Origin of the sequence: Actinomadura livida (genome assembly GCF_014648675.1) — a bacterium.
Taxonomy (GTDB): Bacteria; Actinomycetota; Actinomycetes; order Streptosporangiales; family Streptosporangiaceae; genus Spirillospora; species Spirillospora livida.
This window is the reverse complement of record NZ_BMRO01000007.1, coordinates 113,402-137,009: the sequence shown is the minus strand read 5'-3', so window position 1 is coordinate 137,009 and position 23,608 is coordinate 113,402. Positions and strand designations below refer to the sequence as shown.

26 protein-coding genes are annotated in these 23,608 nt (G+C 71.2%); 8 read left to right on the top strand and 18 right to left on the bottom strand.

Going from position 1 to position 23,608, the window contains the following annotated elements:
- Positions 1-14 precede the first annotated feature (14 nt).
- The 9 genes from IEZ03_RS18120 to IEZ03_RS18080 form a co-directional block, all read right to left on the bottom strand.
- The gene (locus IEZ03_RS18120; protein ID WP_184881678.1) at positions 15-1,292 is read right to left on the bottom strand and encodes an MlaD family protein; all 1,278 of its coding nucleotides are present in this window, start codon (positions 1,290-1,292) and stop codon (positions 15-17) included.
- Positions 1,289-2,302, bottom strand: coding sequence for an MlaD family protein (locus IEZ03_RS18115; protein WP_184881676.1), 1,014 nt, complete (start codon positions 2,300-2,302; stop codon positions 1,289-1,291). Before IEZ03_RS18115 ends, IEZ03_RS18120 begins: the two co-directional genes overlap by 4 nt.
- Positions 2,302-3,333: an MCE family protein gene (locus tag IEZ03_RS18110; RefSeq protein WP_189241216.1), complete on the bottom strand. Its 1,032-nt coding sequence runs from the start codon at positions 3,331-3,333 to the stop codon at positions 2,302-2,304. Before IEZ03_RS18110 ends, IEZ03_RS18115 begins: the two co-directional genes overlap by 1 nt.
- 23 nt (positions 3,334-3,356) lie before the next feature.
- Complete coding sequence (locus tag IEZ03_RS18105) at positions 3,357-4,382, bottom strand: MlaD family protein (RefSeq protein WP_221480597.1); 1,026 nt, start codon at positions 4,380-4,382, stop codon at positions 3,357-3,359.
- Positions 4,379-5,458, bottom strand: coding sequence for an MCE family protein (locus IEZ03_RS18100; RefSeq protein ID WP_184881670.1), 1,080 nt, complete (start codon positions 5,456-5,458; stop codon positions 4,379-4,381). Before IEZ03_RS18100 ends, IEZ03_RS18105 begins: the two co-directional genes overlap by 4 nt.
- Before the next feature lies 1 nt (position 5,459).
- Positions 5,460-6,494: an MlaD family protein gene (locus IEZ03_RS18095; RefSeq protein WP_184881668.1), complete on the bottom strand. Its 1,035-nt coding sequence runs from the start codon at positions 6,492-6,494 to the stop codon at positions 5,460-5,462.
- The gene (locus tag IEZ03_RS18090; RefSeq protein WP_229808375.1) at positions 6,491-7,357 is read right to left on the bottom strand and encodes an ABC transporter permease; all 867 of its coding nucleotides are present in this window, start codon (positions 7,355-7,357) and stop codon (positions 6,491-6,493) included. The genes IEZ03_RS18095 and IEZ03_RS18090 overlap by 4 nt, the downstream gene beginning before the upstream one ends.
- On the bottom strand, positions 7,357-8,142 hold the full coding sequence (locus IEZ03_RS18085) for an MlaE family ABC transporter permease (RefSeq protein ID WP_229808374.1): 786 nt from the start codon (positions 8,140-8,142) through the stop codon (positions 7,357-7,359). Before IEZ03_RS18085 ends, IEZ03_RS18090 begins: the two co-directional genes overlap by 1 nt.
- 495 nt (positions 8,143-8,637) lie before the next feature.
- On the bottom strand, positions 8,638-9,288 hold the full coding sequence (locus tag IEZ03_RS18080) for a nitroreductase family protein (RefSeq protein WP_229808373.1): 651 nt from the start codon (positions 9,286-9,288) through the stop codon (positions 8,638-8,640).
- A gap of 130 nt (positions 9,289-9,418) precedes the next feature.
- Here IEZ03_RS18080 and IEZ03_RS18075 point away from each other — a divergent pair, with 130 nt between their 5' ends.
- From IEZ03_RS18075 to IEZ03_RS18060, 4 genes are all read left to right on the top strand, one after another.
- On the top strand, positions 9,419-10,672 hold the full coding sequence (locus IEZ03_RS18075) for an acyltransferase family protein (protein ID WP_184881664.1): 1,254 nt from the start codon (positions 9,419-9,421) through the stop codon (positions 10,670-10,672).
- Between the two features lie 81 nt (positions 10,673-10,753).
- A complete protein-coding gene (locus tag IEZ03_RS18070) occupies positions 10,754-11,647 on the top strand; it encodes a hypothetical protein (RefSeq protein WP_184881662.1) in 894 nt (297 codons plus the stop codon).
- Between the two features lie 425 nt (positions 11,648-12,072).
- A complete protein-coding gene (locus IEZ03_RS18065; RefSeq protein WP_184881660.1) occupies positions 12,073-12,819 on the top strand; it encodes a S1 family peptidase in 747 nt (248 codons plus the stop codon).
- Positions 12,820-12,905: 86 nt separating this feature from the next.
- Complete coding sequence (locus IEZ03_RS18060; protein WP_184881658.1) at positions 12,906-13,463, top strand: snapalysin family zinc-dependent metalloprotease; 558 nt, start codon at positions 12,906-12,908, stop codon at positions 13,461-13,463.
- 113 nt (positions 13,464-13,576) lie between these two features.
- Here the strand turns inward: IEZ03_RS18060 and IEZ03_RS18055 are convergent, their stop codons facing one another.
- The 3 genes from IEZ03_RS18055 to IEZ03_RS18045 form a co-directional block, all read right to left on the bottom strand.
- Entirely contained in the window at positions 13,577-14,965 is a 1,389-nt protein-coding gene (locus IEZ03_RS18055) for a DHA2 family efflux MFS transporter permease subunit (protein ID WP_184881656.1), read from the bottom strand.
- A 199-nt stretch (positions 14,966-15,164) separates the two neighbouring features.
- Complete coding sequence (locus IEZ03_RS18050; protein WP_229808372.1) at positions 15,165-15,404, bottom strand: hypothetical protein; 240 nt, start codon at positions 15,402-15,404, stop codon at positions 15,165-15,167.
- Positions 15,405-15,548: 144 nt separating this feature from the next.
- The gene (locus IEZ03_RS18045; protein ID WP_184881654.1) at positions 15,549-16,697 is read right to left on the bottom strand and encodes an RNA-guided endonuclease InsQ/TnpB family protein; all 1,149 of its coding nucleotides are present in this window, start codon (positions 16,695-16,697) and stop codon (positions 15,549-15,551) included.
- A gap of 52 nt (positions 16,698-16,749) precedes the next feature.
- On the opposite strand from IEZ03_RS18045, the gene IEZ03_RS18040 reads away from it, so the two are divergent.
- Together IEZ03_RS18040 and IEZ03_RS18035 are read left to right on the top strand one after the other, a co-directional pair.
- The gene (locus IEZ03_RS18040; protein WP_184881652.1) at positions 16,750-16,935 is read left to right on the top strand and encodes a type II toxin-antitoxin system prevent-host-death family antitoxin; all 186 of its coding nucleotides are present in this window, start codon (positions 16,750-16,752) and stop codon (positions 16,933-16,935) included.
- A 382-nt stretch (positions 16,936-17,317) separates the two neighbouring features.
- A complete protein-coding gene (locus tag IEZ03_RS18035) occupies positions 17,318-17,977 on the top strand; it encodes a hypothetical protein (protein WP_184881650.1) in 660 nt (219 codons plus the stop codon).
- Positions 17,978-18,495: 518 nt separating this feature from the next.
- Here IEZ03_RS18035 and IEZ03_RS18030 read toward each other — a convergent pair.
- Together IEZ03_RS18030 and IEZ03_RS18025 are read right to left on the bottom strand one after the other, a co-directional pair.
- Positions 18,496-18,690, bottom strand: a complete 195-nt coding sequence (locus IEZ03_RS18030) for a DUF397 domain-containing protein (protein ID WP_184881648.1) — start codon at positions 18,688-18,690, stop codon at positions 18,496-18,498.
- Positions 18,687-19,502 (bottom strand): helix-turn-helix domain-containing protein, encoded by an 816-nt coding sequence (locus IEZ03_RS18025; protein ID WP_131976132.1) that lies wholly within the window; start codon positions 19,500-19,502, stop codon positions 18,687-18,689. The genes IEZ03_RS18030 and IEZ03_RS18025 overlap by 4 nt, the downstream gene beginning before the upstream one ends.
- 99 nt (positions 19,503-19,601) lie before the next feature.
- Between IEZ03_RS18025 and IEZ03_RS18020 the strand changes: the two genes are divergently transcribed.
- Both IEZ03_RS18020 and IEZ03_RS18015 read left to right on the top strand, forming a co-directional pair.
- Positions 19,602-20,030 (top strand): ATP-binding protein, encoded by a 429-nt coding sequence (locus IEZ03_RS18020; RefSeq protein ID WP_184881646.1) that lies wholly within the window; start codon positions 19,602-19,604, stop codon positions 20,028-20,030.
- 109 nt (positions 20,031-20,139) lie between these two features.
- Positions 20,140-20,421: a hypothetical protein gene (locus tag IEZ03_RS18015; RefSeq protein ID WP_189241215.1), complete on the top strand. Its 282-nt coding sequence runs from the start codon at positions 20,140-20,142 to the stop codon at positions 20,419-20,421.
- A 69-nt stretch (positions 20,422-20,490) separates the two neighbouring features.
- Here the strand turns inward: IEZ03_RS18015 and IEZ03_RS18010 are convergent, their stop codons facing one another.
- The 4 genes from IEZ03_RS18010 to IEZ03_RS17995 are packed head-to-tail and all read right to left on the bottom strand — an operon-like array spanning position 20,491 to position 23,537.
- On the bottom strand, positions 20,491-20,943 hold the full coding sequence (locus tag IEZ03_RS18010; protein ID WP_184881642.1) for a hypothetical protein: 453 nt from the start codon (positions 20,941-20,943) through the stop codon (positions 20,491-20,493).
- Positions 20,944-20,953: 10 nt separating this feature from the next.
- Entirely contained in the window at positions 20,954-21,226 is a 273-nt protein-coding gene (locus tag IEZ03_RS18005; protein WP_221480595.1) for a hypothetical protein, read from the bottom strand.
- Positions 21,223-22,392: a hypothetical protein gene (locus IEZ03_RS18000; protein ID WP_184881640.1), complete on the bottom strand. Its 1,170-nt coding sequence runs from the start codon at positions 22,390-22,392 to the stop codon at positions 21,223-21,225. The genes IEZ03_RS18005 and IEZ03_RS18000 overlap by 4 nt, the downstream gene beginning before the upstream one ends.
- A gap of 59 nt (positions 22,393-22,451) precedes the next feature.
- The gene (locus tag IEZ03_RS17995; RefSeq protein ID WP_184881638.1) at positions 22,452-23,537 is read right to left on the bottom strand and encodes an SRPBCC family protein; all 1,086 of its coding nucleotides are present in this window, start codon (positions 23,535-23,537) and stop codon (positions 22,452-22,454) included.
- Positions 23,538-23,608: the final 71 nt, after the last annotated feature.

Here is a 23,608-nt window from a genome sequence, read left to right as displayed (position 1 = left end):
GGGTCCTCCGGGGCTCAGTCGGTACGGCGCCGGACGAGGGCGCGCAGTGCGTTGCAGGCGGTGGCGAGGACGATCACGCCGCCGAGCACGGGCGGCAGCAGCGGCAGCCAGCGCGCGGACGGGTGTTCCTCGGTGCCGCTCACCGGCCGGAGGTCGGCGTTCGGCGAGGTGCCGGCGGCACCGGTGCCGGGCCGCATCCCCGGCGTGGGCTTGATCTTCGCGGCGGCCGCCGCGACCTCCGGGTCCTTGACGTTCGCGTCGCAGTAGGTGAGGCGCGGCGCGGTGGGCTTGGCGACCGGGGTCGTGTACTCGGTCGCCGCCTTGGAGCCGGTGAGGGTGATGACGGGCGAGACGCGGATGTACCGCCCGGTGGGTTCGACGTCGGTGACGTCCGCCACGAGGGCCCGGAGGGTCGGCACGAGCCGCAGCACGTGGGTGATCTTCTGCTGGTTCTCGGCCGTCATCAGCGGGGCGGTGGGCGTCGCCGCCGCGCTGAGCAGGCAGTCGAGGCCGGGACGGGCCTCCTGGAGGAGGGCGTGCATGTTCCGCATGGCGCCGGGACCCTCGTCGAGGACGCTGTTCAGGTCGCGGGTCGACTGCCGCAGGGCCGTGCTGAACAGCGCCAGGTCGTTGACGCCGGACGCGATGTCGCCGCGGTGGGCCGTGAGCGTGGCGGTGAGGCGGGTCAGCTCGCGGGACATGGCGTCCAGCGTTCCGGCCTCGGCGGCGAGCGTCCCGGTGAGGCGGTGGGTGTCGGAGATCATGTCGTGCAGGTCGGTGCCGCGCCCTTCGAGACCGGTGGCCAGTTCGTGGACGAGGGTGCGGGTGTCGCGCGGGTCGACGGCGTCGAGGGTGCCGCTGAGCCCCTCGAACAGCTGCTTGTAGTCGGTGGTCCCGGCGGTGCGGGAGATCGGGATGTGGTCGCCGTTCTTCAGCGTCCGGGACTCGTCCGTCTTGGCCGGGGTCAGCTCGATGTACGGCTCGCCGATCGCGGACTTGCGCAGGACGCGGGCGCCGACGCCGGCGGGGATCCGGGCCTCGCGGCGGATGTCGAGGGTGACGGCGACGTGGTCGCCCTCCAGCCTGATGTCCCCGACCTCGCCGACGGCGACGCCGAGGTGGGTGACCTCCAGGTCGCCGTGCAGGCCGGGCGAGGTCTCGAAGTCGGCCGTGACGGTGAAGGGCCGTTCGAGCGCGTCGATGTGGATGAGGCTGCGCACCGCCCACACCGTGAGGGCGATGCCCAGCAGGACGAAGAAGACCAGGTTGACGGCGACGCGGGGATACCTCATGAGCGCGGCCTCAGCAGTCCGTTGAGGTCCTGCCGCCCGCCGGACGCCGCGGTGGCGGCGGCGCCGGGGTGCGGCAGGAAACCCTTGATCCACAGGAAGAGGAGGGCCTGGCCGCTGTGCGACACGGAGGGGCCGCGCAGGAAGTCCAGGACCGACCCGGTGAGGGCCTTCAGCTCGTCGCGTCCGCGCAGGGCGGCGGTGAGCAGTTCGTCGGCACGGGCCAGGAGGGCGGCGAGCCGCGCGGCGTGCCGCTGCTGCACGTTGCCGTTGACCGAGGTGGCCAGTTCCAAGAGCGCCTCGATGGTGCGTTTGAGGTTGTCGCGGTCGTCCTGCAGCCGGCGGGTGGCGAGTTCGACGTTGCCCGGCAGCCGGTCGAGCTCTTTGGAGCCCTCGCGGAGCGAGGTGCCGAGCTGCGCGAGCGAGTCGAGCGCGCGGCCCAGGTCGTTGCTGGCCGCGGCGTACTGGTCGCCGACCTCGGTGGCGCGGGCGATGAGCGTGTTGAGCTTGCGTCCCCGGCCGCCGAGCGCGGTGGCGGACTCGCCGCTGATGGTGGCGATGTCCTGGCCGCCGAGCGCCGCGAGGAGCGGCCCGACCTTCGCGCTGATCTGCTCCAGGTCGGGCTGGACGGCGGTGCGGTCGATGGCCTGCCCGGACGCGAGGTACGGGCCGGTGTCGAGGCGGCGGCCCGGCGCGAGGTCGAGCCGCACGTAGTTCTCGCCGAGCAGGGACGACTTGGCGATCGTGGCGGTGGTCCCCGTGGGGATGCGCCGGTCGTCGCGCAGCGACATGGTGACGCGGGCGCGGTAGCCGTCCAGCCGGACGGCGGTGACGGTGCCGACGCGGATGTCGGCGACCTGGACGCTGTGCCCCGGGACGAGGCTCTGCACGTCGTCGAAGGTGGCGTGCAGGGTCATGTCGCCCTTCGGCGCGCCGGCCGTCCGCAGGGAGCATCCCCCGAGGCCGACGATCAGCGCGGCGACGAGCGCGCAGGTCACGAGTCTCCGTGTCATCACGGCCCTCCCGGCGGCGGAGCGCAGTCGCCGAGGTCCCGGTTGCCCTCGGCGCAGGGGACGGCGCCCCAGCCCAGCGCGGTGAAGAGCGGCTGGAGCCACGCCCGGACGGTGCCGTGCACGACGACGCGGATGGTGGCGACGTGGTTGCGGCGGTCCCACGCGTCGATGGCGACGTCGGCGAACCGGCCGAGGCTGTCGATGGCCTGCGTGAGGCCGGCGACGTTGCCCTTCAGCGTCAGGATGATGTTGGACAGGTCGGCGACGGTGCTCGGCAGCGTCTCCCGGTAGGCGGTGACGAGCACCTCGCTCTTGCGGATCGCGGCGGCGAGGCCCGCGATGAAGTCGCGCAGCGCCCGGCGTTCCTGGGCGAGGGTGCTGCCGGTGGTGGAGAAGGACCTGAGCAGGTCCGACAGCTTCTTGTCGCGTGCGTTGAGGTCGGCGGCGAGGTGGTGCAGGCCGTCGGCGAGGGAGACGATCCGCTTGTCCTGCGCGGCGAGGTCGCGGGTCAGCTCGGACGTGTTCTGCAGCGCGTCGTTGATGCCGTCGCCCCGGCCGCGCAGGGATTCGGCGGCGCGGTGCACGGCGGGCCCGAGGGCGCTCCCGTCGATCGACTCGTTGAGCTTGGCGAACGCGGCGAGCGCGTCGTCGATCTCGATGGGCAGCTCGGTGCGTTCCTGCGGGATGACGGTGCCCGGCTTGGCCTTCGGCATGCCGGGCTTCCAGACGGGGTGCAGGGTGACGAACCGCTCGCCGAGCGCGTCGGCGGACTCGATCACGGCGTGCGCGTCGGCCGGGACGGGCACGGAGCGCCTGACCTTCATGTCGACGCGGACGCGGTGGCGTTCGCTCCTGATGGCCGTGATGGTCCCGGCGTCGGCGCCCATCACCTTCACCTGGGACTCCTTGTAGAGCGACGGAGCCGAGGCGAAGTACACGGTCATCGGGTAGGTGGGCTCGGACACCACCCCGCAGCCGCCGAGCGCGGCGGTCAGCACGAGGGCGGTGGCGGCCGCGACGGGACGTCTCATCGCCCGGCCCCGCTGCTCTTCTCTCATCGCCTGGCCTCCGGGGGTGCGAGTTCGGCGAGGCCCGCGAGGTCCTGCGGGGACAGCGGGCCGAGGCCGGTGGCGAGGACCTCCAGCCAGGGGCCCTGCCCGCCGGTGCCGGCCAGCCCGGACAGCGTCGGCCCGGCCCAGGCGAGCAGCGTGTTGAAGTCGCCGGTCGCGGGGCGGAGGGTGCCGAGCGTGCCGCGCAGGTCGGCGACGAGCGACAGCAGCTTCGCCTGCTGCCGGTCGATGACCCGGGTGAGGCTCTCGACGGTGCGGCTGCCGCTGCCGAGGAACGCGGACAGCTCGGCGCGGCGCTTGCGCAGCTCGTCCAGCATGATCTGGACGTTGGTGAGCAGCCGGGACAGCTCGGCGTCCTTGGCCTTGGCGAGCTTGAGGACACGGTCGCCGTTGTCGAGCAGCGCCTTGATCTGCGGCTCTGACTCGTTCACCGTCTCGGCGAGGTCCGCGAGGTTGGACAGGGCGTTGCCGAGCCTGCCGCGGTCCTCGTCGCCGATGCCGTTCAGCTCGGCCACGATCTTGTTGATCGCCCGCGTGTCGAGCTTGGACACGGTGCGGGCGGAGTCGTCCAGCACGCTGTTGATCGTCGTGGGCACCTGGGTGCGTTCGAGGGGGATGCGGCGCTTGTCCTCCGGCATGTCGGCCAGGTGCGGCTCGGCGACCGGGCCGGACAGCCGCAGGTACCGCCCGCCGAGCACGTTGGCGACCTTGATCTCCGCGCGGGTGGCGGGGCCGAGGTCGATCTCGCCGTCCACCTTCCAGCCGACCACGACCTGGCCGCGGCGGTGGTCGGGCTCCACGGAGGTGATCTCACCGACCCGGACGCCGGCGACCCGCACCTCGTCCCCGGCGCGCAGGTTGCCGGTCTCGGCGAAGACGCCGGTGATGGTGTAGCGGTCCTGGAGCAGCCCGCGGGTGCCGACGAGGTAGACCGAGACGACGAGCGCGATCAGCGTGCCCGCCGAGACCAGCCCGACCGTGATCCGGTTCCGGTCCCGGAACGATTTCATCCCCACCGGGTACCCCCCACGATCAGGTTCTCCAGCGCCTCCGGCGTGTTGACGCTGTGCGCGCCCTCGCGCGGGCCCGGCAGCCGCGTCGGGTACGGGCAGGGCGGCGCCGCGAGCGACAGGCACGGCATGGCGGCCTCCACGAACTGGCCGTTGTCGACGGCGGCGAAGATGTTGCGGAGCTTGGGCGTCACCGACTGGAGGAGCTGGAGGACGGCGGCGCGGTTGCGGCCCACGCCGGCGCTGAACGCCGAGAGCCGCTCGATGACCTGGCCGAGCTCGCGTTCGTTGCGCGCGAGGACGGTGTCCGACGTCCGGGTGAGGGCGGCGAGCTGGACGAGGCTGCCGTCGATGAGCTTGCGGTTGCCGGCGAACGCGTCGCTGAGGCTGACGAGGTCGTCGACGGCGGACCCGATCTGCTTGTCGCGGCGGGCGATGATGCCGGTGACGGTGGCGTAGTCGTCCAGCATCCGCTTCAGCATCGCGCGGCGCCGCGCGATCGACGCCGACAGCACGTCGATGTCGGCGATGAGGCGGTCGATGTTCTCCGCGTTGCCGTCGAGCGCCTGCGACAGCGACACCAGGACCGTGTTGACCTCCTTGACGTCCAGGCTGCGGACGAGGGGGCCGAGCTGCTCGATCAGCGCGCTGCCGTCCACGACGGAGCGGGTGCGGGTGATGTGCGCGCCGGGCCGCATCTTCTCGGGGCTCTTGCCCGGCAGCAGGTACACGACGCGCCGGCCCATGGCGTCGCGCCAGCGGATCGCGGCCTCGGTGTCGGCGGGGACCTTCACCGTGTCGCGGACGGTGAGGGCGACGCGGGCCTTGCCGTCCACCACCTTCACCTCGTCCACCCGGCCGACCGGCGCTCCGGCGATCTTGACCTCGTCGCCCTTCAGCAGGCCGCTGGCGTCGTCGAACGTGGCGCTCACCTGCCAGCCGCCCTCGGTGTCGACGCGGGCGATCTGCATCCCGATGAACGCGGTGAGGACGCCGGTGACCGTCACGAACGTCGCCAGGCGGACGACGAGGCCGGCGCGGGCGCGGGCCTGCGCGCTGCCGAGGAACCTCGCCATGTCACCCGCCTCCCGGGGCCGGGACGGAGCCGCTGGGGCCGCACAGCCCGAGGAGCAGCCCGCACGGGTCGGACGGCAGGAGCCCCTGCGAGCGGATGTAGTTCTTGCCTTCGATCCCTTGCAGCGACGTCAGCTCGCCGTAGAGGGGCAGCAGCTGGTTGCCGGTGCGGACGGCGTTCCCGACGAGGCCGAGCTGGGCGTAGATGATGCGGGCGGTGCGCTCGGAGGACCGGAACGCCTGGCCGAGCTGCCCGCCGCGCTTGTCGAAACCGTGCGCGGCCAGCAGCGACACGTCCGAGAGGCCGTCGGCGAACCCGGCGAGCCTGCCGTTGCCCTGCGCGGCCGCGTCGATCACGGTGTTGGTGTTTCCGGAGATGCCGGTCAGCTCGTCGCCCTTGTCGGACAGGGCGCCGGCGAGGGCGGCGCCGTCGCCGATGAACCGGCGGGCGTTGCCGCGGTTGCGGTGCGCGACGTTCAGCAGGACCCCCGTCTGGTCGATGGTCTCCCCGAGCCGGACGCCCTGCCCGTCGAGGCCCGCGGCGATCGTCCGCACGATCGTCTGGACCTCCCGCGCGTCGACGGAGCCGAGGGCGGTGTCGGCGCGGGCGAGCAGGTCCGACAGGTCGCGCGGGTCGGAGGTGCGGGCGATCCGCGCGCCGGACGCCAGGTAGGGGCCGGTGCGGGAGTGCGCGCCCGGGAGCAGGTCGACGTACTTGGGGCCGAACGCCGACGCGGGCACGATGGACGCGGTGACGGTGTCGGGGACCCGCGTGCCCTTGTCCAGCCGGAGGGTGAGGCGCGCCCGCCCACCGCCGGTCAGCCCCACCTCCTCCACCGTCCCGACGGTCACGCCGCGGATCTTCACGGGGGCGCCGGTGCCGAGGCCCTGCCCGGCGCGGCCGAACTCGGCGGTGAGCACCGTCCCGGGGTCGCGGCCCGGGCGGGCGATCAGCACGTACAGCGCCGTCGCCAGCACCGCGAGCGTGAGCGCGCTGATCAGCAGGCGGCGGGGCAGCGGGATCTCGTCGTTGATCATCCGGTGAGCCTCACGGTCGCGCCGCTGCCCCAGAACACGTAGGACAGCAGCAGGTTCAGCACGACGATGACGATGATGGACAGCCGGATCGCGCGGCCCGCGGCGCGGCCCACGCCCGCCGGGCCGCCGGTCGCGTAGTAGCCGTAGTAGCAGTGGATGGTGATCACCGCGAAGGCGAACACCCCGACCTTGATCGCGCTGTAGACCAGGTCGATCGTCGGCAGGTAGAGCCGGAAGTAGTAGTCGTACACGCCGGGCGCCAGGTCGAAGAAGCCCGTGCTGATCAGCCGGGTCGCGAAGAAGCTGGCGAACAGCGCGATCAGGTACAGCGGGACGAGCGCGATCAGCGCCGCCACGACGCGGGTGCACACGAGGTAGGCGAACGACCCGATGCCCATGACCTCCAGGGCGTCGATCTCCTCGGAGATGCGCATCGCGCCGAGTTCCGCGGTGAACGCCGACCCGCACTGCGCGGCGAGCGCCACCGCCGCGATCACCGGGGTGATCTCGCGGACGTTCGCGAACGACCCGACCAGGCCCATGAACGACTGCGCGCCGATCGACTGGAGCCCGGTGTAGCCCTGCAGCCCGACCTCGGTGCCGACGAAGAACGCCATCGTGAAGATGACGAAGATCATGCCGCCGCCGACGACGCTGGCGCCGACGCCCACGACGACGTCGCTGACGTGCCGGGCGATGGTCTTGGTGTACTTGCGGCGCAGGATCAGGTCCCGCACCGAGTACAGCAGGATGCGGTAGACGAACACCGGCCACTGGGCCAGGTCGCCGGAGCGCTCGAGCGCCGTCGACCCGGCGCGGACGGCGCGCGGGGCGACCTTCTCCATCACGGGCAGTCCGGCCATCAGATCCTCGGCGGGAACGCGACGAAGTACACCGTCGTGATCACGTAGTTCAGGGCGAACACCAGCAGGAACGCGACGACGATCGCGCGGTTCACGGCGCGGCCGACGCCGACGGGGCTCGCGGCGCAGGTCATCCCCATGTAGCAGGCCACCACGGCGGCGACGACCCCGAACAGCCACGCCTTCAGCAGCGTCACCAGCAGGTCGGACGTCTGGAGCAGCGACACCGCGCCGTCGAAGTAGGCGCCGGGCGTGACGTCCTGCAGCAGGACGTTGAACACGAAGCCGCCGGCCGCGCCCGACACGATGACCAGGGACGCCAGCAGCGTCGAGACGAGGCTGGCCGCCCAGAGCCGGGGGGTGACGAGCCGGTGGACGGGGTTGACCGCCATCGCCTCCATCGCCGACAGCTCGTCGCGGATCCGGCGGGCGCCCATGTCGGCGGTCATCGCCGAGCCGCCCGCCCCCGCGATGATCAGTGCGGCGGCGATCGGCGCGACCTCGCGCACCAGGCCGACCACGACGGCGCCGCCGGTCGCGGACTGGGCGCCGAGCTGGGCCGCGAGCTGCCCGACCTGGAGGGCGACCGTGGCGCCGAGCGGCAGCGACACCAGGATCACCGGCAGGCTCGTCACGCGGGCGAGGAACCATGCCTGCTCGATGAACTCCCAGACCCAGTTCCGCACGTCCCACGTCCGGCGGACGGCCTCAAGGGCGATGACGAACAGCTCGCCGACCTCGTCCAGCAGGCCGTGGACCCGCCGCGGGATGTCGATGGCGGACAAGGGACCTATCACTTCCTTTGCGGTGGCGGCGTCCTGTGCAAGTACGCACTTACCTTCAAGGTAAGCACATACTTACAGGTGTCCGGGCGGCGGTGTAAAGCGGTATGGCCGAAAGGGAACCGGCGGACCCCGCGTGCGTCTGGCGCGAAGACGTTGGTCACGCGGGGCCGCCGGCGGTCTGCGGATTCGGCGGCGGTCCCGGAGCCGGGAGCTCCCGGAGTCAGTCGTCGAAGATGTGCTGCCGCCCCTTCCGGTAGCGCTCGCGGCCGAGCGGGCCGGCGTCGCCGCAGCCGGGGGCGGCCGGCGGCGCGGACCACTCGACCGGGCGGCCGCGGCCGTCGGCCCGCCACCCGATGATGCATGACCTTAGAGGCTTATTGGCGCTACGGCAATAGCTTATTGGCGGTGCGCCAATAAGAGATCGGCCGTGTACGGTCCGGGACGCGTCCGACGTCCGGGGCCCGGCGGATCACCGGGCCCCGGACGGGTGGCCGCCTACCAGCGGTCGACGTGCAGGACCTCGTCGAGGGGGACGCGCGGGGCCGGGCGGAAGGTGTCGCCGGTGTAGTAGGCGGTGGGGATGAGCGCGCCCTGCCGCACGTCCTCGGGCAGGCCGAGCACTTCCGCCACCTCGGCCTCGTAGGTGAGGTGCAGCGACGTCCACGCGGTACCGAGCCCGCGCGCCCGCGCCGCGAGGGCGTAGCTCCAGACGGCGGGCAGCAGCGAGCCCCACAGGCCGGCCTGGTTGCCGGCCGGGAGCTTCCCGCCGTGCAGCCGCAGGCACGGGATGACCAGCACGGGCACGTCGCCCATGCGCTCCGCGAGGTGGGCGGCGCTGTCGCCGACGCGGCGCTGCACCTCGGCGCGGCCCGGGTCGTCCTTGTACAGCGTGGCGGCCGAGGCGCCGGAGGACGCGTAGGCGCTGAACGCGCGCCGGTAGTGCTCCCCGATCGCGGCGCGGGTCTCCGGGTCGGTGACGACGATCCAGTGCCAGCCCTGCCGGTTGCTCCCGCTCGGCGCCTGCAGCGCGACCTCCAGGCACTCGCGGACGAGGTCGAGGGGCACGGGGCGGTCCAGGTCGAGGCGCTTGCGCACCGTACGGGTGGTGGTGAGCAGTTCGTCCGGGTTCAGCGGTAGCGTCGTCATGATTGTCATGGTGCCCCAGTGCCGCCCGGGAACCGCCGTCAGGACCTGGCGATCTTGGAGTTCGGCCGCGTGGTCAAGCCACTCCACCTAGTCTGTCGGGATGGGTGCTGCTTCGGGCGTTTCTTCCTCTATGTCCAGACTAGGGTGGCTCGACGCGCTGCGCGGCGGAGCCGCCCTGGCGGTGGCGCTGCACCACGCGAGCTACGTGTACCTGCCCTCGGTCCGGACGTGGCTGACCGACTGGTTCGATCCCGGCAGATGCGGCGTCCTGGTGTTCTTCCTGGTCAGCGGCTACATCATCCCCGTGTCGCTGGAGCGGCGCGGAAGCGTGCGCAACTTCTGGATCGGCCGGTTCTTCCGGATCTACCCGCTGCTGGCGGTGACGTGCCTCCTCGCGGTGCTCCCCTTCCTGCTGGGCGTCCTCGGGCTCCGGGCGGGCCTGGAGCAGTACTCCCCCGCCACCGCCGTACTGGCGCACGTGACCATGCTGCAGGACCTCCTCGACGTCCCCAACGCGATGAACGTGCTGTGGACGCTCTCGTACGAGATGGCCTTCTACCTCCTGATCGTCGCGCTGTTCGTGGTGGGCGGGCACCGGCGGTCCGCGTCGGTCTCCCTCGTGCTCACGGTCGTCGCGCTGGTCGCCGTCTCGCTCACCGCGACCGGGCTGCTGACGGGCGCGTACGCGCCGAGCGCCCTGCTGTCGCGGACGGCGGGCGCCGGCCCGGTCGTCGCGGTGACCACGGCGGCGCTCGTGGTCGCGATCGCGGCGGCGGTGTCGAAGCGTCCCGCGCCGCGGGTGGCCGGCGGGCTGCTCGGCGGCCTCATCGCCCTCGTGCTGGTGACGGTGAACGGCCGCATCGGCGCCTGGGAGGGCCTGATCATGCTGGCGGTGATGTTCCTGGGCACGGTCGTCCACCGCGCCGAGCACGGCCAGATCACCCGGCGCACCGGTGCCCTGACGGCCGCCGCCGTCCTGGCCGGGGCGGTCGCCGCCGGGACGTGGCACAACGCCCAGGGCGGGCCGCACGCGCAGCTCGTCTGGTCCGGGGCCGTCCTGCTGGCGGCGGCCACGTTCGCGCTGGCGTGGCGGTTCCGGGACCGGCGCTTCCCCCGCTGGGCGACCGGCCTCGGCACGATCAGCTTCTCGGTGTACCTGCTGCATCCGCTGCTGCTGATGGTGGTGGTGCAGTTCCTGGAGATCCCCGCGCGGCAGGACCTGCTCGGCCTGACGCTCTTCCTCGTGGTGCTGGTCGCGCTGAGCTGGGCGTCCCACCGCTGGATCGAGGCCCCCGCCCAGCGCCTCGGCCGCCGCCTCACCCGCCCCGCCCGCCCGCAGGAGGTGCGGACGCAGCCCCGCGTCCTCACCTCGGACCTGAGCTGAAGCTGAACCGCCCTTGCTCAACCGACAAGTGCGTCAATTAACCATGTGCGTGGTTTTGCGGGCTCCTGCGACCATGACGCGGTGAACATCTGGCTCGCGGAACTGATCGTCCGGCACACGCACCGCGTTCCCGCGCCCGAGGGGCCCCGCGGGGACGGGGCGGCCGCGGCGCGGCGCTTCGACGCGGCCCTCATGTCGGCCGGGTTCAAGCTGTCCCGGGACCTCATGGCCGCGCTGTCCGGCCTGGCGGAGCCGGCCGTCCTCGGCGTCGCCGCGCGCACGCTGCCCGTCGTCCGGGAGATGGCGGGCGACCACGTCCGCCACAACGTGTACTTCCGGGACTTCCCGAACAACGTGCCCGACACGCTGGAGTTCTGGACGGACCTCCTGCGCGAGACGCTCCTCGACCCGGTGGCGGCGTCCGCCGCGATGGAGTCCCTCAGCGAGGGCGTCCTGAACCTGCTCACCCTCTCCGGCTACGGCGTCTACCGGCACGGCTACGAGGACATGCTCGCCGCCCACGACGAGCTGATCGCCGCCGCCGGCGACCGCCTCGCGGTCCTGCACCTGGGCCGCGGCCTCGCCGACGAGGGCGAGCGGCTCTACCTGCGGCTCGCGGGCAGCGCGACCCCGCTCGGCGAGGACGGCCTCGCGGCGCTGGGCGGACTCGCCGGGCTCTACGCCGACGGCGCGCAGCCTGAGCACATCCCCGTGAACTACCTCGACCCGGAATGGCTGTCGTACACCAACCTCACCACCGCCGGCGGAAGGCATTCCGGCGACATCACCGACGCGGCCGAGGGCGCCTCGGAGTTCATCGACCTGTCGCTGCGGCGCCTCGGGCGGCGGTTCGTCATCCCGCCCTCTGGGACGGCACCGCCCCGGACGGCCCCGTCACCTACATCGGCCTCGACCGCCCCGAGGGCCTGCACCCGGACTCGCGGGTGTTCACGCCGGAAAACCTGGGGGACCTGATCCCCGCCTGACTGCTAGCGTCGTCCCCGCGAGGCCATGAGGGGGCTTCCTTCTCAACTTCCTTGATCCAGCCCCTTCGCTTTCCTCGCACTCCACGTGACGGGCGCCCCCATCCCGGGCGGCGCCCGCTTCACGTTCCAGGCGGCCGGGCCTTTCCAGCATGTGAACGGGCGAGTTGAAAAAATGGCCGTTCGTTCAGTGCGGGCGGGGTGCGCGTAGAAAGTTCGCAGGTGGCGCCCGCTCTTTCCATGGAGAGCGTTCTATTGCGGCCGCGGCCGCCCGAATCGGCATTGGCGGTCCGCGCATTCTTGGTCAATAGTCAATGCACCGGTCCGGCGCCGCGGCGGTTCCGTGTCGCCGGCCGGTGACCGTCAGGGCCCTGCGGTCCGCACGTTCCCCCGCTCGTGTGAAAGGACCCCCCGCTCATGAAGAAGCGCAGCCTGCTGGCCGCGGTTCCGGCGGCGTTCATGGCGCTGTCCGGGATGTCGGTGGCCAACGCGGAGCCCGCCCCGCCGCCCACCGAGCAGCCCACGACCAAGATCGTGGGCGGTGTGCCCGCGTCCGAGACGTACTCGTTCATGGCGTCGCTGCAGAGCTCGGCCGGCCGGCACAGCTGCGGCGGCTCGCTCGTCGCGCCGAGCTGGGTCGTGACCGCGGCGCACTGCGGCACGCCGTACCAGGTCAGGATCGGCACCACCACCTACAACTCCGGCGGCGAGGTCCGCCGGGTCGCCTCCCGGCAGACGCTCGGCGGCGACGTCGCGCTGCTCCGCCTCGCCAGCCCCGCCGCGTCCGCGCCGGTGACCATCGCGACCAGCGCGCCGGTCGGCTCCGCGACCCGCCTGCTCGGCTGGGGGCAGACCTGCGCGGTGCGCGGCTGCGGGCCCGCGCCCGTCGGGCTGCGCCAGCTCGACACCCGGATCCTCGCGGACTCGCAGTGCCGCGGCATCAGCGGCAACGAGCTGTGCATCGAGGGCGGCGGCGGGCGCGGCGCCTGCTACGGCGACTCCGGCGGGCCCGCGCTCACCGGCTCGTCGGGCCGCTGGCAGCTCGTCGGCGCGACCAGCCGCGGCACCGCCTCCACCTGCGCGACGTCCCCCGCCATCTACGGCGACGTCACCGCCTACCGCACCCGCATCCTGCAGATCGTCGGCAGCGCCCTCAACGGCTGACCGGCCCGCGTGAACGCGCCCTCCGCCGGAGCGCGGTGCCCGGCGGAGGGTGCCCCCACCCCGCTCCCACCGCACGAGGAATCCCCATGGTGATCAGAAATCTGCTGAGGATCTGCGCGGCGCTGCTGCTCGGCCTGGCCTTCCTGGCCGGCACGGGCACCGCCGCCTCGGCCGCGCCCGCCGCCGACGCCGCCGACGCCGTCCGCACGATCAGGTACGACGCGAGCCGCTCCGCCGAGTTCCGGTCGGCGGTCGACGAGGGCGCCCGGATCTGGAACGCGCGCGTCGGCAACGTGCAGTTCGTCGCCGGGTCCCCCGCCGACGTGGTCATCGTCGCCGACAACGGCTGGCCCCGCGCCCGCGTCACCAGCCTCGGACGCGGCACGATCTGGATGGGCCGCCAGGCCGTCCAGGAAGGCCACTACACGGTACGGATCGCGTCCCACGAGCTGGGCCACATCCTCGGCCTGCCGGACCGGCGCACGGGCCGCTGCACGGACCTGATGTCCGGGGCCAGCGCCGGGACGTCCTGCCGCAACCCCTACCCGAACTCCGCCGAGATCGCCGAGGTCGAGCGGAACTTCCAGAACGGCCTCATCGGCGTCGCGACCGGCGTCACCCTCACCGAGGCCGCCGCCCGCTGACCCCCGCACACGCCGGGCGCCCGTTCTCTCCGGCGGGCGCCCGGCCCTTGTTCTTCGCGGATGTGTGAACGCCCCCGGTCACGTGCGGCGGCTGGTCACGCATGGCGGCCGGGTCATCGGCGGCTGGGCAGGAAGGCCACGAGCGCCGTCCCGGCGGCGGTGATGAGGGCGGCGGCGAGGAAGGCCGCCGCGTAGCCGTCCACCGGCTCCGGGCCGGACGCGGCCGCCGCCGCGCCGAGGACCGTGAGGCCGATCGCGCCGCCGATGGTGCGGGACGTGTTGACCACCCCCGCCACCGCGCCCGCCTCGGCGTCCGGCGCGCCCCGCGTGGACGCCTCCACCAGCGGCGTCATCAGCAGTCCGAACCCGAGGGCCATGGTCGCGCCCGGCCCGAGCACGGACCCGAGGAAGGTGCCCCCGGCGTCCAGCACGACGCTCTGCCACGCGAACCCGGCCGCCGCCATCAGGCCGCCGGCGCCCGCGAGGAGGCGCGCGTCCATGCGCTCCATGAGCATCGGGGCGAGCCGCGACCCGAGGATGATGCCCAGCGTGTGCGGCAGGAACGACAGCCCCGCGCGGACGGCGCTGTAACCCAGGACGTTCTGCATGTACAGCGACAGGAAGTACCAGAGCGCGAAGCCGCCCATCATGATGACCAGGGTGGCGAGGTTGCCGACCGCGACGCTGCGCAGCCGGAACAGCCCGAGCCGCACGAGCGGCTGAGCGGTCCGCGCCTCCACGGCGACGAACGCGGCCAGCAGCACGAGCCCGGCCGTGAGCGGGACGAGCGCCGTCCAGCCGTGGCTCTCGATCCGCCCGATGCCGAACGCCAGCAGCGCCACCCCGGCGGTGACGAGCACGGCTCCCGGCACGTCGAGCCGGACGCGTCCCGCGGTGTTCCGCTCCTCCCGCAGCCACCGGACCGCCACCAGTGCGACGAGCGCCCCGACCGGCACGTTGATCAGGAACACCCAGCGCCAGCTCAGGTAGTCGGTCAGCAGCCCGCCGACGAGCCCGCCCGTGGCGCCCCCGGCGGTGCCGACGGCCGTCCACAGCGCGATCGCCTTCGTCCGCGCGGGCCCCTCGGGGAAGTTGGCGGTCACCAGCGACAACGTGACGGGCGCGAGGACGGCGGCACCGACCCCCTGCACGGCCCGCGCGGCGATCAGCACGCCCCCGCTCTGCGCGAACCCAGCGGCGAGGCTGGCCAGGGTGAACAACCCGACGCCCCAGAGAAAGACCCGCTTGCGCCCGAAAAGGTCGGCGGCCCGCCCGCCCAGCAGCAGAAACCCCGCGAACGTCACCACATAGGCGTTGACGACCCACTGCAACCCGGTCACACCGAGCCCCAGCCCGGCACTCACCTCAGGCAAAGCGACATTGACGACGGAGACGTCCAGAACGACAAGGAACTGCCCGATGGACGCCGCGAGCAACGCCGCCCACCCGGGCGTCCCCACCCGCCCCGACGCCTTACCCGTAGCTTCAAAGGTCGTGGTCATGCCCTAATCGTCCTGAACCCCACGCCCCAGCACATCGGCCACGAGCCCCAACCCCCCACGTCCCAAAGACCTAGGACCTCCGGTCAACCCCCCACCGAGACGGGCCAATACGTCGCGAACCGCCGCCAGCATCCGAGCCCGTGTGAGAGTGAAAGGCGGCGTCCAGGCATGGAGTGGCAGGCGAGTCGGGAACCGGGTGCTACTCGAGGAGGTCTTCGGCCTTGTCGATGACGGCGGCGCGCTGGACCCAGCGTTCGAGCTGGTCGATGTCGGTGCAGTTCGTCACGCGCTCGCGGATCTCGTTGGGGACGGTGATCCCGCGGGCGCCGAGCACGAGCAGGACCGCCTTGGCCTCGCCCTCCGCACGCCCCTCCGCGCGGCCCTCGCCCCGGTGGGTCTTGGCGAACTCGGACTGCCACTCGTAGCCGACGACGTTCACGATCTCCTCCAGGAGCTTGCAGGCAGCTACGGAGAACTGCGCTTTGACGTCCTCTCCCGCCTTAAGGCGGGAGATTCCTCCCTGCTCGCCCGGTGTGGGGTGTGGCTTGAGGTGGGTTCCTGGTTCACCGGGTCCTGCCTTCCGCTAGGCGGGAGGGCTTACGGTCCCTCCGCAGGCGTTTAGCCTGTCCGCCCGTCCGGCGGCCAGGATGTTGTTGGCGGCGTTGACGTCTCGGTCATGGACCGCGCCGCACAGGCACGCCCATTCGCGGACGTCCAGCGCCATGGACTCGGCGACCGTCCCGCACGCTCCGCAGAGCTTGGAGGAGGGGAACCAGCGGTCCACCCTCGAGAAGGTCCGGTCGTACCGGGCGGCCTTGTATTCGAGCATCGATACGAACTGGGACCAGCCCGCGTCATGCACGGACTTGGCCAGCTTCGTGCGGGCGAGACCGTTCACCGCGAGGTCCTCCACGTAGACCGCTTGGTTGTCGCGGACCAGTTGTGTGGAGAGCTTGTGATGGTGGTCCCGCCGCGCATCGGCGACGCGGGCATGCATCCGTGCGACGCGGGCGACGGCTTTGTGGCGGTTCGCTGAGCCCTTCTGCTTGCGGGACAGCGCCTGCTGCGCCTTCCGCAACCTGCGTTCGGCCCGGCGCAGGAACTTCGGGCTGGTGATCTTCCGGCCGTCCGAGGTCACCGCGAAGTGCGTTAGGCCCAGGTCGATCCCGACCTCGGCCGCCGCCTCCGGCAGCGGCCCGTCGGTGGTCTCGACCACGAACGAGGCGAAGTACCGGCCCGCAGCGTCCTTGATCACCGTGACCGAGGAAGGCTCGGACGGCAGGTCCCGGGACCACCGAACCCGCACGTCCCCGACCTTGGCAAGGTTCAGTCTGCCGTTGGGTCGTAGCCGGAACCCGTTGCGGGTGAACCGGATCGCCTGCCGCCGGTCCTTGCGCGACCGGAACCGGGGCGGCGCGACCTTGCGGCCCTTCCGCTTCCCCGACACCGACGCGAAGAAGTTCCGGTACGCGGTGTGCAGGTCCGACAGAGCTTGGACCAGCACCACCGACGACACTTCCGCCAGCCATGAGCGTTCGGCTGTGCGTTTCGCGGCGGTGATCACCTGCTTCTGCAGGTCGGTGTCCTTGATGTAGGGCAGCCCGGCCCCGTGCGCTTCCTGCCGCGCGCGGAGGGCGTCGTTGAACACCGTCCGCGCGCACCCGAACGCTCTGGCGAGCGACTGCTGTTGGCCGAGGGTCGGGTAGAGCCGGAACTGGTACCTGAGCTGCACGGTACCGATAGTACCATCGGTACTTGACGTGACTGTCGGTACGCTCGGGCCCGTGAGTACCGAACGCCTCGCCACCAACGAGCTGCGCGCGCAGCTCGGCCGCCGCATCGACAACGCCCACTTCAAGGGCGAACACGTGATCGTGGACAAGAACGGCGAACCCCGCGCCGTCCTCGTCCCCTACGACTGGTGGCAAGACAAGCAAGACCAGGCCAGCGCCGGGCTTACCCCGCCCTGAAGGACGGGGCCTGCGCCCTTCCATCGTGGTCACCTGTCCGTCCTGCGGGACGCCCAGGCCGAAGACGGTCCGCAGGATCGTGGGGGCGAGCTGCGGCCGGTTGCGGACCATCTCCAGCGGCAGCTCGTGATTACTCGAAGGCATAGCGCAGACACTAAGCGCGACCACTGACACGCCGGCTGTATTCATCGGCCTTGTCAACAGCGGCAGTGCCGCTCCCTTCGGTGACCTGCACGTTCATCGGCCGTGGGAACGGTGTTTCGTCTGGCCGGTGCGATCGGGGCTCGGGGGGAGGCGGCGGCCGGGGGTGATGGTCTACCGTAATCGCCTGGCTTCGGGGAGTTCCGGCCTCGGCAGAGCACGGACCGCAGGAGGAAAGGTTGTGAAACCCATCCTGCTGTGGGCCGTGCCTCTCGGGATTCTGCTGCTAGCGCTCGCGGAGTGGGTTCTGCTGGTGAACCCTGGGGGGCGGCTCGCCGGGTTGGTCCTGCTTTCCATCCTTCTGGGGTTCGCCGGGGTGTTCGTGCTGGCGCCGGTCACCGTCGCGGCCGGCGCCGTGGCCGACCGGTGGGGCCTCGCGGCGGCGACGGTCCTCGTCGGGGCGTGCCTGTCGGTAGGGGTCCTGGCGATCATCGGCTCGATCGAGCGCGGCAAGCCCGGATACGTATGGAAGTACGGCGAACCGGCCCGCGTCGCCATCCCGGACGAGACAACCTGCACGTTGTCCGCCTACACGTGCGGCGGGCAATGGACGCTGGACGGTAAGACGGTGCACGGCGGGGTCACTATGTCCCGGGCCGAGTACCACTCCCTCCGCCAGTCGCCGGGGACGCCCCCGGACAACGCGCACCACTTCAACGCGCGTGTCCTGGGGAACCGCGCCAGCACCGCCGGGCTGCGTGTGCGGCCCGCGAGTTCCGTGGCCCTGGGCAGGGTCCCCGAATGGACGGGCTGGACGGCGTGCACGGTCGGGCTCGGCGCCGTCCTGATCGCGATCGTCTTGCCCCGACGCACGTCCCGAACACCTTCCGAAGCGCAGTAGGCGACCGGTCGCGGCCCCTGCAGAATGGTCGGCATGCGCAGGTCGGATCGATGGGCGTTCGCCGTCCTGCGAGTCGGCGTCGCGGCGACGTTGGGCGGCGTTCAGCTGGCGGCCATGCTGGACGCCCCGCCCACGCCCCTGGCGGCCGAGTCCGAGTTCTGCCCCGAGCGTCCCGGCGGCGCAGCGCGGCCCGACACCGGTTACGCGGAGAGCGGCGAGCCTTATCGGGGCGGCCGCCCCCACCCGGTGGCGTTTAACCTGCGGTACGCCGAGGTGGGGAACGTGGACGTCCCTGACCGATGGAAACCGGGCCAGGACGGTTCGCCCCCCGGCCCCCAACTGGTCGCCTGCGTCTACCAGGACACCGCCGATTCACGGCGGTCCACGAGGCGGACGACTCCAGCGGCGTCACTTTCCAAGAACCCGACACCAAGAAGCTTCGGGCGGCCCTGCGCCCGCACATCGAGCGCTCCGTCGCGGCATGACACCCCGGTCGATGGTCAGGCCGGACGGGACGATCAGCGGGCCGGGTGCCGCTTGACCTGCTCGATCATGCTCCCGAACTGAGCAACGGTCAGGGTGAGGTGTCCCCCGTCCGGGTCCTTGCTGTCCCGCACCCCGACCCCGGCCCCCGGCGCAAGTCGTCCCAGCTCAACGCACACGTCATCGTTCGCGGAGCCACTGTACGAACTCTTCCGCCACTGGACGCTCATGAGTAGCTCTCCAAGTACTGCTCGATCAGTTTGCGCGAGGCGCCCTGAGAGTCTGCCTTTGCGCCGATACGTTCGAAACTATCAACAACGTCCTTGATCTCGTTCGGCATTTCGATCAAGCGTCCACCGCCGCAAGCCCCCGCATAGGCGATGCTGCGGTCATGCAGGCCGATGAGCTGGAAGAACCCGTCCGACCCTTCATGCTCCCCGGCCGAGAAGGGAACGATCCGGAGGATGACGTTCCAGCGTTCGCCCATGTCGAGGAGGTGTTCGAGCTGCGGCTTCATGACCTCGGCTCCGCCGACGCGACGCGCCAGAACAGCCTCGTCTAGGAGTGCCCAGATGTAGGGCGGGTCCTCTCGCTCCAGGATGGCCCGCTTTCGCGCAATTCTTCCAGCGAGGACCGCTTCGCGGTCTTTCGCTGTACTCAGCCGACCGTACCGCCGCGTGTATTCATCGGTCTGGAGGAGCAAAGGGATCAGCTGCCCGTGGAAGACCTTGATCTCGGCCGCCTGACGCTCGTGCTGGCTGTACTGCTTGAACCAGTTCGGGTCGTGCGCCATACGGGCATACCACAGGAGCAATTCGAAGAGTCCACCGGTCTCGAATCTCACGTCGAGACGACGCGCATAGTCGACCTGCAGCTTCGCACGCCCGGCTTCGATGTTCGAAACACTCGATCGAGCCATCCCGATGATCTTTCCCCACTGGGCGAGTGACAGCCCCTCCTTCTCCCGCATGAACCGCAGGTAGTAGGCCAGGAAGTGCCACATCGAGATCTTGGGGTCGAGGGGTTCACGGACGATCTTCATCGGTCCTCCGTGTTTTAAATTTCAGTTGATACAGGCAAACCATAGGTCGCCGCGTGATGCTTGTCACAGGAAATCGGAATCTCGGGCAAGGACAGGACGATGGCGATGACGGCGGCCGTAGAGCCAACAATGTCCCTTATGGGCACACCCGCCGCAGTGGGGCTGGCGCGCACTTTCGTGGACACACGAATCCGCAAATGGGACTACTCTCACATTCTCGACAGCGCGCTTCTCGTCGTCTCGGAGCTCGTGACCAATGCGGCCCGGCAGACGCCGGACGAGGAGATCCGACTCCAGCTCAGCCGGGACGCCTATGGCGTCATCATCGCCGTCTGGGACGCGGACCACGAGCTGCCCAAAGCCAGGCCGATGACCGAACTCACCTTGGACGACCTCGACCTATCCGAGGAGGCGTTCGACGACAACGGTGGCTGGGGCCTGCACATCGTCCAGGCCATGTCCGCCAAGTGCGGCGTCACCGCCGACCCGGCCGGCGGCAAGTGGGTCTGGTCGCGAATGCACCCGTAGCGGATCTCAGCACACCCCCTGGAGCCTCCACAGGCACGTCCGCATCCGCAGCCCAGGCATGACCTCGACGGGAGGTAGCACGAAGATGGCCACTGATCATCTGACGGCCATGAGCGGACGGCGTCCGTTCCTGTCCGCCCTCGATGAGGCCGTGCGCGAGCGCGGTGGGATGTCGTGCGGCATCGTTTTGCGCGGCGGCACGCCCGCCCTCTACGTGATCAACACCGATTCGCCCAGCAGGTTCACCGAGATCGGCACCGACTTCATCGGCGGGACCTGGATGTTCACCTGGGCTCCAACCGGCGACACGATCGGCGCGGCCAACTCCCCGGCCGAGACCGCCGAGGCAATCGCGCGTGCGCTCGGTGTGGGCCTTGGGGCCCGGCCGTGATTGGCGACGAGTTCCCGGAGATGGTGCGACTGCCCCCGATCTTCGGGGCGGACCGGCTGCCGGGAGGGGTCAGCGCATTTGTTCGTAGGCTGCGTAGGCGGCGGCGCCGTAGATCATGTGGGGGACGATGTCGGACACCCAGCCGGCGACGGACCACTCTCGCGGGTCGGTGATGCCCAGTGCGGTCATCGGGACGTTCGAGCCGAGGAGGGCGAGCGTTCCGAGGGTGAGGATGCCGACCGGCCATGAGGCGCCGCGGCGGCGGGTGATCGCCCCGTACGCCAGGGCCGCGCCGATGCCCGTGCCGTAGCCCATCAGGGCACCGATGCCTTGCTTGCGGTTCTCCGCCTTCTCTTCTTCCTCGCCGAGGTTGAGGTGTGCTCCGTCCGCCAGCTTCTGGACGGTGTCCTCCGGCGTGCTGCTGCCTCCGCGCGCGCGGATGGCCATGTCGAGATAGGTGGTCGCGTTGAGCGCGGTGGTGCCCGCGGCTCCGGCGATCAATCCGTTGATGAGAGTACGCATATCGGCTCCGCTACCCCGATTCGCGAACATCACCCGGTTCGAGCTTCGCGGCGATCGCGTAGTCGATGCGGACGTCGCGGTAGGTGACGTTCTCCCGGACCTCGGCCGGGAGGTTGGTCCGGTCGCTGCCGGACGCGGACGCTTCGTCGGCGTCGCCGGTGAACACTACGGAGGTTTCCGGGACGACCTCGAAGCGCAGTTCGTCGGCCTTGACGTGGGCTGTGAAGAGGATGTCCGCCGATCGCAGGACGTCCTCGTTCGGGCGTTGCTCGTGGGGGCTCATGATCCCTCGTTTCCGCCGCCGCTCGGCGGGCGGGGCTGCGGGGCGACCATCCGGACCAGCGCCCGGCCCAGCTCGCGCACGGACTGCTCCGTCTCCTGCAGCGCGGCCTGCAGCGCGGTGATCTCCTGCTCGCCGTCGGGATCCCCGCCGCCGTTGCCTTCGCCCGCCTCGGATTGGCGTGCTTGGTCGTCGGATTGGCCGCCCCGGTCCGATTCCGAGCCGGTCCGGTCTTCGCCGGAGTCGCCCTGGTCTTCGTCAGAGTCACCAGGGTTCCGGTCTTCAGGGCCGCCGGTGACGCCTTCCACCGTGTCGGCCGCGCCCTTGCCGACGTGACGGGCGCCCTCGCCAACGTCCTTGGCCGCGTCCCCGGCGCCCTCGCCAACGTCCTTGGCCGCGTCGCCAGCGCCCTCGCCAACGTCCCTGACGGCGCCACCGGCGCCTTCGCCCACGTTTTCGGCGGCGCTGCCCGTGCCCTCGCCTACGTCCTTGACCGCGCCTCCGGCACCCTCGCCTACGTCCTTCACCGCGCCACCGGCACCCTCGCCTACGTCCTTCACCGCGCCACCGGCGCCTTCGCCCACGTTCTCCACTGCGCCGCCGGCGCCCTTGCCGACGTCCTTCACCGCGCCACCGGCGCCTGCGCCGACCTCCTTGACCGCGCCGCCCGCGCCTTCGCCCACGTCCTTCACGGCTCCGCCGGCGCCTTCGCCGACGTCCTTCACGGCGCTGCCCGCGCCCTCGCCGACATCGCCCACGGCCTTGCCCGCACCGGATCCGACCTCGCTCACGGCCGTCTCCAGCCCCCGGCCGAGGTGCCGGAGGATCTCCGGGTTGCGGTCGAGGGTGGTCAGGACGCGGTCGACGATGATGGCGACGTTGTCGAGCCGGACGTCGAGCAGCGCCTGCGCCTCGACCCCCCTGATCTCCAGCTTCACCCGGCCGAGGGTGACGTCGGCGCCGACGTTCAGGCGGAGCATGTCGAGGACCTGGGCGACGAGCGAGACGTGCGCCTCCAGGTTCTCGACCTCCAGGGAAATCTCGTCCACCTTGAGGAGCGGGACGTCGAGATGGACGTCCGGTCCCTCGCTCGGCTGCGGCCGCGTGTCCGGTGAGACGATCCTGCCCTCGGCGCCTTCCGACTCACCGGCTTCCCCGTTAGTGCCCATGGTCCCCCCTCACAGGCCGCCGCTACCCGGGGGCGGCCTGGAGAAACTTCGGAGCGTGATCAGGCGGTGCTCTCCGCCTTCTCCTTCGCAGGCTCCTCGGACTCCTGCTCGGCGCCCTCGGACTCGGCCTGGTCCTCCTCGGTCTCGGCGCGTTCCTCCCCGGCCTCCGGCTGCTCCTCCCGGTCGGGCTTCTCCTGGTCCTCGTCCGGCTTCGCCTGGTCTTCCTCGGAACCGGCGCCCTCGGACTCGGCCTGGTCCTCCTCGGAACCGGCGGCCTCCTGCTCCTCCTTGAGGGCGTCCTCGTGGGTCTTGACCACCTCGCCGTCGCGGATCTCGCCGCGCCAGCCCTGGACCTCCTCCTGCTCCAGGATCGTGCGCGTCATCATGTGGCGCTTGATGTGCTTGAAGTCCAGGCGTAGGCGGCGGCCCTGCGCCCGCCAGAGGTTCGCGGTCTTCTCGAAGAAGCCGTCCGGGTGGTACTCGGCGACGAGAATGATCCGGGTCATCGTCGGTCCCAGCTCGTGGAACGTCACGGCGCCGTCCACGTACCCCTTGGGGCCCTTGGACTTCCAGACGATCCGCTCGTCCGGCACCTGCTCGATGATCGTGGAGTCCCAGCTCCTGTGGGACAGGAAGACCTGGGCTCGCCAGTGGAGCTTCTCGTCCGACTCCTGCTCGACGCTCTCGACCTTCTTGGTGAAGCTCGGGTAGTCGGCGAACTGCGTCCACTGGTCATAGGCGACGCGGCGGGGCAGGCCCACGTCGAACTGCTCGATGATGTTGGTGACCTTCTTCTTGTCACCCTTGTCGCCGCCACCGCCGCCGTCCTTGCCGCCGCCCCCGATGGAGCTCACGGCCTCCTTGACCTTCTCCTTCGCACCGGTCGCGCCCGCGCTGAGGCCCGCCTTGAGCGGGGACTCGCCCTCGGCGAGCTTCTTCACCCCGGTCGCGGCCATCTTCGTTTTCGCGCCGCCGTCCGCGGCGTCGGTCAGCCGCTGGGTCATGTCCTGGAGCTTTCCGCTGGCCCCGGTGAGCGTCCGCGCCATGAGCGCCTGGACGAGCTCCCGCCCCGCGTCCTTGAGCTGGTCGACGGGCAGATCGTCGGTGAGGGCCCGGCCGTTGCCTTCCGTGCCTTTTTCCGCCATGGTCACCACTTCACTTCTAGACGATGTCGAGACGGGCCATAGCCCCACGAATCGACTCAAAACCCCTCAGA

Coding starts and splice junctions, on each gene's coding strand:
- IEZ03_RS18090 (WP_229808375.1), bottom strand. CDS start 7,357: ATGGCCGGACTGCCCGTGATGGAGAAGGTCGCCCCGCGCGCCGTCCGC.
- IEZ03_RS18055 (WP_184881656.1), bottom strand. CDS start 14,965: ATGACCACGACCTTTGAAGCTACGGGTAAGGCGTCGGGGCGGGTGGGG.
- IEZ03_RS17995 (WP_184881638.1), bottom strand. CDS start 23,537: ATGGCGGAAAAAGGCACGGAAGGCAACGGCCGGGCCCTCACCGACGAT.
- IEZ03_RS18100 (WP_184881670.1), bottom strand. CDS start 5,458: ATGGCGAGGTTCCTCGGCAGCGCGCAGGCCCGCGCCCGCGCCGGCCTC.
- IEZ03_RS18010 (WP_184881642.1), bottom strand. CDS start 20,943: ATGCGTACTCTCATCAACGGATTGATCGCCGGAGCCGCGGGCACCACC.
- IEZ03_RS18120 (WP_184881678.1), bottom strand. CDS start 1,292: ATGAGGTATCCCCGCGTCGCCGTCAACCTGGTCTTCTTCGTCCTGCTG.
- IEZ03_RS18115 (WP_184881676.1), bottom strand. CDS start 2,302: ATGACACGGAGACTCGTGACCTGCGCGCTCGTCGCCGCGCTGATCGTC.
- IEZ03_RS18105 (WP_221480597.1), bottom strand. CDS start 4,382: ATGAAATCGTTCCGGGACCGGAACCGGATCACGGTCGGGCTGGTCTCG.
- IEZ03_RS18060 (WP_184881658.1), top strand. CDS start 12,906: ATGGTGATCAGAAATCTGCTGAGGATCTGCGCGGCGCTGCTGCTCGGC.
- IEZ03_RS18080 (WP_229808373.1), bottom strand. CDS start 9,288: ATGACGACGCTACCGCTGAACCCGGACGAACTGCTCACCACCACCCGT.
- IEZ03_RS18110 (WP_189241216.1), bottom strand. CDS start 3,333: ATGAGACGTCCCGTCGCGGCCGCCACCGCCCTCGTGCTGACCGCCGCG.
- IEZ03_RS18020 (WP_184881646.1), top strand. CDS start 19,602: ATGGCGATGACGGCGGCCGTAGAGCCAACAATGTCCCTTATGGGCACA.
- IEZ03_RS18095 (WP_184881668.1), bottom strand. CDS start 6,494: ATGATCAACGACGAGATCCCGCTGCCCCGCCGCCTGCTGATCAGCGCG.
- IEZ03_RS18025 (WP_131976132.1), bottom strand. CDS start 19,502: ATGAAGATCGTCCGTGAACCCCTCGACCCCAAGATCTCGATGTGGCAC.
- IEZ03_RS18075 (WP_184881664.1), top strand. CDS start 9,419: ATGTCCAGACTAGGGTGGCTCGACGCGCTGCGCGGCGGAGCCGCCCTG.
- IEZ03_RS18030 (WP_184881648.1), bottom strand. CDS start 18,690: ATGAGCGTCCAGTGGCGGAAGAGTTCGTACAGTGGCTCCGCGAACGAT.
- IEZ03_RS18005 (WP_221480595.1), bottom strand. CDS start 21,226: ATGAGCCCCCACGAGCAACGCCCGAACGAGGACGTCCTGCGATCGGCG.
- IEZ03_RS18065 (WP_184881660.1), top strand. CDS start 12,073: ATGAAGAAGCGCAGCCTGCTGGCCGCGGTTCCGGCGGCGTTCATGGCG.
- IEZ03_RS18000 (WP_184881640.1), bottom strand. CDS start 22,392: ATGGGCACTAACGGGGAAGCCGGTGAGTCGGAAGGCGCCGAGGGCAGG.
- IEZ03_RS18015 (WP_189241215.1), top strand. CDS start 20,140: ATGAGCGGACGGCGTCCGTTCCTGTCCGCCCTCGATGAGGCCGTGCGC.